2 tRNA genes are annotated in these 306 nt (G+C 42.5%); both read left to right on the top strand.

Annotation, left to right across the window (positions count from 1 at the left end):
• Window positions 1-49: 49 nt before the first annotated feature.
• Window positions 50-125: transfer RNA gene (locus tag H5300_RS27290), tRNA-Asn, on the top strand.
• 70 nt (window positions 126-195) lie between these two features.
• Window positions 196-271 (top strand) — tRNA-Thr (locus H5300_RS27285).
• Window positions 272-306 lie beyond the last annotated feature (35 nt).

Genomic DNA, 306 nt, shown 5'->3' with positions numbered 1-306 from the left:
GTACTTAACAAATAATGGTCTTTATAGACCTGATGTTGAGACAAGTAATTCCCCTTTAGTTCAGTTGGTAGAACGGCGGACTGTTAATCCGTATGTCGCAAGTTCAAGTCTTGCAAGGGGAGCCATTTTCAAGAACTTCATTTTATATGAGGTTTTAATTAGAGAGTTCACTCTCTAAAGCAAAGAATTTAGTGTGCCGACTTAGCTCAGTAGGTAGAGCAACTGACTTGTAATCAGTAGGTCACCAGTTCGACTCCGGTAGTCGGCACCATTCTTTTGCCTCGATAGCTCAGTCGGTAGAGCAGC

The organism is Vibrio sp. SG41-7 (genome assembly GCF_014164465.1).
Lineage (GTDB): Bacteria > Pseudomonadota > Gammaproteobacteria > Enterobacterales > Vibrionaceae > Vibrio > Vibrio splendidus.
This window is presented reverse-complemented; position numbering and strand designations above follow the sequence as displayed.